General features: G+C 72.7%; 7 protein-coding genes. 2 read left to right on the top strand and 5 right to left on the bottom strand.

Translation table 11 applies throughout. The annotated features are described in order from the left end of the window. From NIE111_RS24755 to NIE111_RS24740, 4 genes are all read right to left on the bottom strand, one after another. Window positions 1-947: UvrD-helicase domain-containing protein (locus tag NIE111_RS24755; protein WP_238686739.1), on the bottom strand; the 947-nt coding region annotated here is incomplete at its 3' end. 147 nt (window positions 948-1,094) lie between these two features. After that, window positions 1,095-4,628, bottom strand: coding sequence for an ATP-dependent helicase (locus NIE111_RS24750; RefSeq protein ID WP_238686738.1), 3,534 nt, complete (start codon window positions 4,626-4,628; stop codon window positions 1,095-1,097). Between the two features lie 190 nt (window positions 4,629-4,818). Beyond that, entirely contained in the window at window positions 4,819-5,364 is a 546-nt protein-coding gene (locus NIE111_RS24745) for an LOG family protein (protein ID WP_112675715.1), read from the bottom strand. Beyond that, window positions 5,364-6,218: an LOG family protein gene (locus NIE111_RS24740; RefSeq protein ID WP_238686737.1), complete on the bottom strand. Its 855-nt coding sequence runs from the start codon at window positions 6,216-6,218 to the stop codon at window positions 5,364-5,366. The genes NIE111_RS24745 and NIE111_RS24740 overlap by 1 nt, the downstream gene beginning before the upstream one ends. A 154-nt stretch (window positions 6,219-6,372) precedes the next feature. On the opposite strand from NIE111_RS24740, the gene NIE111_RS24735 reads away from it, so the two are divergent. After that, complete coding sequence (locus tag NIE111_RS24735) at window positions 6,373-6,540, top strand: hypothetical protein (protein ID WP_238686736.1); 168 nt, start codon at window positions 6,373-6,375, stop codon at window positions 6,538-6,540. Between the two features lie 50 nt (window positions 6,541-6,590). Here NIE111_RS24735 and dapE read toward each other — a convergent pair whose 3' ends face one another. Further along, window positions 6,591-7,664, bottom strand: coding sequence for a succinyl-diaminopimelate desuccinylase (gene dapE, locus NIE111_RS24730; protein WP_238686735.1), 1,074 nt, complete (start codon window positions 7,662-7,664; stop codon window positions 6,591-6,593). 78 nt (window positions 7,665-7,742) lie between these two features. Between dapE and dapD the strand changes: the two genes are divergently transcribed. Further along, a complete protein-coding gene (gene dapD / locus NIE111_RS24725; RefSeq protein ID WP_238686734.1) occupies window positions 7,743-8,702 on the top strand; it encodes a 2,3,4,5-tetrahydropyridine-2,6-dicarboxylate N-succinyltransferase in 960 nt (319 codons plus the stop codon). The last annotated feature ends 34 nt before the right edge of the window (window positions 8,703-8,736 follow it).

The following is an 8,736-nucleotide window of genomic DNA, read 5'->3' as shown; positions in this document are numbered from 1 at the left end:
GGGTGCCCGCCACCGAACAGCGCGTTGAGCAACACCACCTGGGCATGGCTGGTGTCCTGGTACTCGTCGAGCAGCACCGCCCGGAAGCGGTCCCGCTCGATCACGCCGACCCCCGGGTGGTCCCGGGCCACCCGGGCCGCCCGGGCGAGCTGGTCGGCGAAGTCCATCGCCTCGAAGTCCTCCTTGCGCCGGGCGTACGCCCGCACCAGCGGCAACAGGCGCAACCGGGTCTGCTGGAGGGTGAGCGCCTTGCGCACGTCCGCGTACACCCGACCCGGCCGGGACTGCACCTCGGCGAAGAACCGACCGGTCCAGGCCGCCAGGTCGTCCGGCGCGACCAGATGCTCGTCCAGCTCCCCGGCCAGCGCCAGCACCGCGTCGGTGATGGTGCTCGGCATCCGGTCCACCTCGGACATGTCGCCGTCGTAGTTACGCACCAGCAGGTCGACCAACTGCCAGCGGGACGCCTCGGTGAGCAGCCGGGTGGACGGCTCGTAGCCGGCCCGCAGCCCATGCTCGGTGACGATCCGCCCCGCGTACGAGTGGTAGGTGGAGACGGTGGGCTCACCAGCGAGCGGATCGTCCAGCGGGTCCCGCCCCTGCCGACCGAGTCGTCGGATCAGCTGGTCGAGCCGGGTCCGTACCCGATGGGCCAGCTCGCCGGCCGCCTTGCGGGTGAAGGTCAGCCCGAGGATCTGCTCCGGCCGCACGTACGAGTTGGCCACCAGCCAGACCACCCGCGCGGCCATCGTCTCGGTCTTGCCCGACCCGGCGCCCGCGACCACCAGCAGCGGCTCCACCGGGGCGGCGATGATCGCGGCCTGCTCCCGGGTGGGTGCCGGCAACCGCAGCAGCTTAGCCAGCTCCACCGGTGTGTAGCGGGGGCCGGAGTCCGCGAGTCGGGGCGTCGGCGCGGGGCCCGCGCCGAACAGGGTGGGCTGACTCACCGTGCCGTCTCAGTTCGTGACTGCGGGGCTCGCAAGCTCACTCCTCGCCCTCACGGGTGCCATCTCAGTTCGTGACTGCGGGGCTCGCAAGCTCACTCCTCGCCCTCACGGGTGCCATCTCAGTTCGTGACTGCGGGGCTCGCACGCTCACTCCTCGCCCTCACCTGCGCGTCGGACGGTGGGTGGCTCGACGACCTGACGACCCTGCCCGGAGACCGGGCAGCTGGTGCGCACCGGGCAGACCCGGCACTTCGAGTTGGCCACCGCGGCGAACGTGGCGGCTGCCATCGTATCGGCGGTCCGCCGGACCAGCGCGGTCGCCCAACCGGCCGCCGGACCCTCGCTGGCGGCCGGCTGATTCTGCTCCCTGGCGTCCTTGGCGGAGGTCCCGAGCTGCACCAGCGCGGCGCCCCCGGACTCGTCTCCGAACTCGGCGAACGCGCCCGCCTCCACCGCCGCCTGGTAGGCGCCGAGCTGCGGGTGCTCGGCAAGGTCGGTGCCGGTGACAGCTGTGGACTTGCCGGTCTTCAGGTCGATCACCACGAGCCGCCCGGCCTCGTCGACCTCCAGCCGATCGACCCGACCGGTCAGGTCGATGGGCCGGTTCGGGTCGTCCAGGCGCACGGCGAACTCGTGCTCGATGGCGAGCAACCTGCGCGGGTTGGTGGCCAGCCAGCGCAGCAGCTTGTCGACCATCGCCTCGGCGCGTTCCCGCTCCGGCCCGGCCATCCAGCGGGCCGCCAGCTCGATCGCGTCGAACCGGGCGGCCACGTAGTCGAGCAGCGCGCCCCGGTCGGCGCTGGCGTCCTCGGCGAGCATCGCGGCGGCGTGCACCAGGTTGCCCACCCCCTGCGCGGTGCTGGTCGGGCCGCTGCCGCCGTGCCGTTCCAGCAGCCAGCGCAGGCTGCACCGCAGCGCACTCTCCATGGCCGACGGGGTGACCCGCACCGCGTCGCCGTCGTCGACGAGCGGCCGGTCGTCGGAGAGCACCCGCAACCCCCACCAGTCGTCGGGGTGCGCGCCGGGCACCCCGGCGGCGGCGAGCCGGGCCAGCTCGGCCGCCGCGGCGCGCCGCCGGGCCGCTGGAGCCGCCGGGTCGGTGATGGCGGTACGCAGTTCCGCTACCAACGCCGGCAGGGTGAGCGCCCGGGGTGGACGGGTCACCGGCAGCGCCCCGGGACGGCCCGGCTCCTCGTCACCAGTCTCACTCGCCGCAGCACCCCCGTTGCCGCCGGAGGACGGCTCGGTGCGGGGACCGGGCGGCGGGCCGGGCGTGCTCGGCGGGGTCGGTGGCGTGCTCGGCGGGGTCGGTGGCGGTGTGCTCGGGCCCAGCTCGTGCAGGAACCGGCTGGGTTGCTCCTCGTGGTCGTCGCCGCCGACGGCGGCCGACGCCACGGCGCTGACCAGCAGCCGGTGCCGGGCCCGACTGATGGCGACGTGGAAGAGTCGACGCTCCTCGTCCAGCAACGCCGAGGTCTGACCCACCACGTTCGCCGCTGTGGCCCCGTCGACCGACCGGCCGGCCAGCACGTCGACCAGGCGCTCGGAGCCCAGCAGGCTGCCGCGCAGCCGCAGGTCCGGCCAGATGCCCTCCTGCACACCGGCCACCGCCACCAGGTCCCATTCCAGGCCCTTCGCGGCGTGCGCGGTGAGCAGGCGTACCGCCGCACCCCGGTCGGCGGTCGGGGCGATGGTGTCGGCCGGCAGGTCCTGGGCGAGCACGTGGTCGAGGAAGACCTCGGTACGCGCGCCGGGCAGCCGGTCGGTGAACCGTGCCGCCGCGTCGAAGAGGACCAGCACGGCGTCCAGGTCGCGGTCGGCAGCCTCGGCCCGTCGACGCCGGGCCAGGTCGCCCTCGCCGGCCTCCGGACGCCCCTGGTTGATCGCGCCGGCCCACCGCTCGGCGAGACCACTGGCGTGCCAGACGGCCCAGAGCACGTCCTCGGCGGTCGCACCCGGCCGGGCGGCGGCTTCGCGGGCGATGGCCAGCAGCCCGGCCACCGCCTGCGCCGGCTCCGCCCAGCGCCGCTCGATGCCGGCTAGCTCCTCCGGATCCTGCAGGGCCTCGACGATCAGCTCCCCGGAGGGCCGTCGGTCACCGCCGGCCAGGGCGAGCGCCCGCAGGCCCTGCCGCAGCCGTCGCTCGGCCAGCGGGTCGGCCCCGCCGAGCGGCGAGTGCAGCAGCGCGACGGCGGCCTCCTCGTCGAGTCTCTCCGGCTCCAGCGCGCAGCGCAGCAGGAGCAGCAGCGGCGCGACCGCCGGTTGCAGGTGCAGGGGCAGATCCTCACCGTGCACCACAGTGGGTACGCCGGCAGCGTGCAGCGCCCGTCGCAGGGTGGGCAGCTGCAACGCTGTGGACCGCACCAGCACCGCCATCCGTGACCACGGCACGCCGTCGAGCAGGTGGGCCGAGCGCAGCGCGTGGGCCAGCCAGGCGGCCTCGCTGGTCGCCGAGCGGAAGGTGTGCACCTCGACCACGCCGGGCGGCGCGTCCGGCAGGGGGTGCAGCCGACGGTGCGCGGCCGGGCCCCGCAGCCGCCGACCCAGCCGGGCGATCGCCGTGAGCAGACCCGGCCCGGCCCGGTACGACGTGGTCAGCAGCACCTGCGCGGCCGGCGCGCCGGATGCCGTCCGGAACCGGTGCGGGAACGTCGCCACCCCGGCCGGGTCGGCGCCCCGGAAGGCGTACGTGGAGGAATCCGGGTCGGCGAACGCGACAAGCGACTTGCCACCGCCGGCGATGACCGAGAGCAGCTCCAGTTGGGCGGGGTCGGTGTCGGCCAACTCGTCGAGGTAGACGTACGCGAGCCGACGACGCTCGGCGGCCAGCAACTCCTCGTCGTCGCGCAGCAGCCCGGTGGTTGCCCGGACCAGCTCCGCCGGGTCGTACGCGATGGAGCCCCGGTTGCTGACGTCGCGCAGCGCGAGCACTGCGACGTACTCCCGCAGGAAGCGGGCGGCGGCCGGCCAGTCGGCGCGACCGAGCCTCTCACCCAGCCGGGCCAGGTCCATCGGGCCCACGCCACGCTCGGCGGCGCGCATGAGCAGGTCGCGCAGTTGGCCGGCGAACGCCCGGGTGCGCAGGGCGGGACGCAGGTCGGTGGGCCAGCCGACCGGGTCGTCCTCGGGCTCCTCGCCCACCACGTCCAGCAGCTCACGGATGATCAGATCCTGCTCGGGGCCGGTGAGCAGCCGGGGCGACGGTTCACCCCGCTCGGCGGCGGCGCGGCGGAGCAACCCGAAGGCGTACGCCGGAAAGGTGCGAACCAACGGCTCGCGCAGCACCCGGTGGCCGTCCTGCGCGATCCGGGCCTCGATGCGCTGTCGCAGCGCGGTGGCGCCTCGGCGGCCGAAGGTCAGCACCAGGATCCGTTCGGGGTCGACCCCCTCGGCCACCCGGGCGGCGACCGCCTCGACCAGCGTGCTGGTCTTGCCGGTGCCCGGGCCGCCGAGCACGAGCATCGGCCCGTCGGTGTGCCCGACCACCTCGGCCTGCACCGAGTCGGCCCGCCAGCCGTCGCCGACGACCAGCTCGGGCCCAGCCACACCATCGGACCGACTCGACGTGCCGACGCCGCCCCCGGACGTGCCGCCGCTGGCGGGCCCGGAGGCGGTGTCAGGCGTCGCCCCGTCCCCCCGCGCCGGCCTCTCGGGCCGCCGCACCAACCGGTACGCCTGCATCAGCTCATCCCATCAGACCCATACGACACCACCCAGTCCCCACCCACTCCCCCTCACCCCAACATCCACCCCCGTCGATCATGAAGTTAGCGACGCGACACGCCGAGAGCGACGTCGCTAACTTCATGATCACCGCGAGCGGGCCGGGACCGGCCCGGGATGCGGCCGGGTGGGGGTGGGGGGTGGGTGGTCAGGTCAGGTGGGATTCCAGGACGTCGAGGGCCTCGGTGACGGTGGTGGTGACCGTCAGGAGGTCGCGGCCGGCGGGCTTGAGGAAGGTCTGGTCGGCCAGCGCGTCGAGCCAGTCCAGCAGGGGGCGGTAGAACCCGTCGGTGTCGATCAGCACCATCGGCTTGGTGTGCAGGGCGAGGGTGGCGGTGGTCCAGACCTCGAACAACTCGTCCAGGGTGCCCAGCCCACCGGGCAGGGTGAGGAAGGCATCCGACTTGTCGATCATCAAGGTCTTGCGGCTGGCCATCGAGTCGGTCACCAGCAGCTCGTCCGAGGCCAGGTCGGCGACCTCCAGATCGACCAGCGACTGCGGGATCACGCCGACGGTGCGCCCACCGGCGGATCGGGCGCCGTCCGCCAGCGCGCCCATCATGCCGACGCAGCCACCACCGCTGACCAGCGTGTGCCCGCGCCGGGCCAGCTCCGCGCCGGTCTCGGCGGCCAGGTCCAACCAGCGCTGATCGAGGGTACGAGAGGAGGCACAGAAGACGCAGATCGCCGCCATCAGTCGTGGTCCCGAGCCTGCTCGGCGGCGGCCTGCTGGTCTGCGCCGGTGCGCGCGACAGCCTCCTCGCGAACCGCCTCCTGCTCGGCGGAGAGCGCGGCCTCCGATTCGACGATGTACCGGACCGCCTCGCTGACGTCGTCGGTGAGGCAGATCAGGTCCAGGTCGACCGGCCCGATCTTGCCGGTGGCGGCCATCGTGCCGCGCAGCCAGTCCAGCAGGCCCTGCCAGTAGGCGACGCCCATGAGCACCACCGGGAACCGGGTGACCTTGCCGGTCTGCACCAGTGTGAGCGCCTCGAACAACTCGTCCATGGTGCCGAACCCGCCCGGCAGCACGACGAACGCCTGGGCGTACTTGACGAACATCGTCTTGCGGGCGAAGAAGTAGCGGAAGTCGATGGCCAGGTCGACCCAGTCGTTGATGCCCTGCTCGAACGGAAGCTCGATGCCGAGCCCCACGGAGAGCCCACCGGCCTCGCTGGCGCCCCGGTTGGCGGCCTCCATCACGCCGGGCCCACCTCCGGTGATCACCGCGTAGCCGGCTCGGGCCAGTGCACCGCCCAACTGCTCGGCCAACTGGCACTCGGCGCTGTCCGGCGCGCTGCGCGCGGAGCCGAAGACGCTGACCGCTGACGGCACGTCGGCGAGGGTGTCGAAACCCTCGACGAACTCGGCGAGGATGCGCAGCGCGCGCCAGGCGTCCTTGGTCTTCCAGTCACCCCGCCCCCGTGAATCCAGGAGTCGCTGGTCGGCGGTGCTGCTCGGGATCGCCCCTCTGCGCAGGGTGACCGCACCGCGATGCCGCTCCTGCCCCGGACCGCGACCGGCCTCCCGCCCGTTGCTCTGGCTCATGGGGCAACCGTAGTGGAGCAGCACCGGCCGGGTGCGCGGGGCGGGGACGCCGAGAAATTGTTCGGGATCATGGGCAACTATTCGGCGCTCCCGTACGTCTTACTATTCACATACCGGGTATGCCCCGGCGCGCGCCTTCGGGGGAGGAGACAGCGTGATCAGTAACAGCGAGATGATCCGGATCCGTCGCCAGATGCAGCGACGGATCCGAGACGTGGTGGCCGAACGCCGCCGCATCCGTCAGCAGAACCCAATCCCCGTCTCCCCCACCCCATCCGGAGCCGATCAAGAGGTTTGCGTCGCCGACAACGGGCCAGGCTGACGCAAACCTCTTGATCACCGGTGCGACCGGACGTGACGGGGCGACCAGGGTCAGGCCGGGGCCAGCCAGCGGTGCAGGGTTGCCGCACCGTCGCGGATCTTGCTGATCTCGACGTGCTCGTCGGGGTGGTGGGCGAGGTTCGGGTCGCCCGGGCCGAAGTTCAGCGCGGGGATGCCCATCGCCGCGAACCGGGCCACGTCCGTCCAGCCCAGCTTGCCGATCGGCGCGGCGCCGACCGCCGCCAGGAACTCCTTCGCGGGTGCCGCGTCGAGGCCCGGCGCGGCACCGGCAGCCGTGTCGGTGACTGTCACCTCGAAGCCGGCGAACACCTCACGCAGGTGCGCCTCCGCCTCGGCCGGGGTGCGGTCCGGGGCGAACCGGTAGTTGACCTCGACCTCACAGAGGTCGGGAACCACGTTGCCGGCCACCCCACCGTTGATCCGCACCGCGTTCATGCCCTCGCGGTAGTCGCAGCCGTCAATGGTGACTCGGCGCGCCTCGTACGTATGGAGGCGTCGCAGCACCTCGCCGGCGGCGTGGATGGCGTTGACCCCGTGCCAGGAGCGCGCCGAGTGGGCGCGTACGCCGGTCGTGGTGACCACCGAGCGCATGGTGCCCTGGCAGCCCGCCTCGACGATGCCGTACGTCGGCTCCAGCAGCACCGCGAAGTCCGCCCGCAACCACTCCGGGAGCGCCTGGGCGACGAGGTTGAGCCCGTTGTACCGCGACTCGATCTCCTCGGCCTCGTAGAAGAAGTACGTCACGTCGTAGCGCGGCTCGGGCAACGTCACCGCCAGGTGCAGCGCGTACGCGGTGCCGGACTTCATGTCGGAGGTGCCGCAGCCGTACATCAGGTCGCCGCGCATCGTCGACGGAAAGTTGTTGTTCAACGGCACCGTGTCGAGGTGCCCGGCAAGCACGACACGCTGCGACCGACCGAGGTCGGTACGCGCCATCACCGTGTTGCCGTGCCGGTGGGTGGTCAGGTGCGGTACGCCCCGCAGCACCTCTTCGACACAGTCGGCGATCGCCTTCTCGTTGAGGGACACGGACTCTATGTCGACCAGAGCGCGGGTCAGCTGCACCGGATCGGCGAGGACCTCGGGGGTCAGCGGGTTCTCCATGGTTCGCACGGTACCTTCAGGTCTGTCAGCGCGAGGAGCGAGCCGAGGTCAGCCCGGCCGTGACCGAGAGGTGTAACAGTGACGTCCGCAGATTCCGCCTGGGGCATCGGCCTGGCTACGGTCACCGCCGACGAGCAGGTGCTCGATACCTGGTACCCGACCGGCAAGCTGGGCCTGGGCGAGCTGCCGCTGGTCGCCGGCGAGGACAAGGCGGACGTGCTCGACCTGCCGCCGGCCGCGCTCGGTGACCGGTCCCTGCCTGGCCTGCGTACCGTGCAGGTGGTGACCGTGATCGGCTCGTTGGACGACCCGATCAAGGACGCGTCCGACGCGTACCTCCGGTTGCACCTACTCTCGCACCGCCTGGTGCGACCCAACCAGCTCAACCTGGACGGCATCTTCGGCAAGCTGGCAAACGTGGCCTGGACGTCCGCCGGGCCGTGCCCCCCGGAGCGGGTGGACGAGCTGCGGGTGATCGAGCGGGCCGCCGGCCGGCACCTGGCGGTGTACGGGGTCGACAAGTTCCCCCGGATGACCGACTACGTGGTGCCCTCCGGTGTGCGGATCGCCGACGCCGACCGGGTGCGCCTCGGCGCGCACCTGGCCGCCGGCACCACTGTGATGCACGAGGGCTTCGTCAACTTCAACGCCGGCACCGTCGGCACCTCGATGGTCGAGGGGCGGATCGTGCAGGGTGTGCTGGTCGGCGACGGCTCCGACATCGGCGGCGGCGCCTCCATCATGGGCACCCTCTCCGGCGGCGGCACCGACAAGATCAGCATTGGTGAGCGGAGCCTGGTCGGCGCGAACGCCGGCGTCGGGATCTCACTCGGCGACGACTGCGTGGTCGAGGCCGGCTGCTACATCACCGCCGCGTCGAAGATCACGCTCCCCGACGGCCGGGTGGTCAAGGGCCGGGAGCTGTCCGGCGTCGACGGCCTGCTGTTCTGGCGCAACTCGGTCACGGGCGCGCTGGAGGCCCGGCCGCGCACCGGCCGGGGCATCGAGCTGAACGCCGCCCTGCACGCCAACGACTGACGGCCCCGTCCGGGTCCGCGGCGCTCGGCCGCGG

The sequence above is a fragment of the Micromonospora hortensis genome (assembly GCF_022230935.1).
Classification (GTDB): Bacteria; Actinomycetota; Actinomycetes; order Mycobacteriales; family Micromonosporaceae; genus Micromonospora; species Micromonospora hortensis.
The sequence above is the reverse complement of the archived record's forward strand: the minus strand, read 5'-3'. Positions and strand labels throughout refer to the sequence as shown.

Coding starts and splice junctions, on each gene's coding strand:
- NIE111_RS24750 (WP_238686738.1), bottom strand. CDS start 4,628: ATGCAGGCGTACCGGTTGGTGCGGCGGCCCGAGAGGCCGGCGCGGGGG.
- NIE111_RS24745 (WP_112675715.1), bottom strand. CDS start 5,364: ATGGCGGCGATCTGCGTCTTCTGTGCCTCCTCTCGTACCCTCGATCAG.
- NIE111_RS24740 (WP_238686737.1), bottom strand. CDS start 6,218: ATGAGCCAGAGCAACGGGCGGGAGGCCGGTCGCGGTCCGGGGCAGGAG.
- dapE (WP_238686735.1), bottom strand. CDS start 7,664: ATGGAGAACCCGCTGACCCCCGAGGTCCTCGCCGATCCGGTGCAGCTG.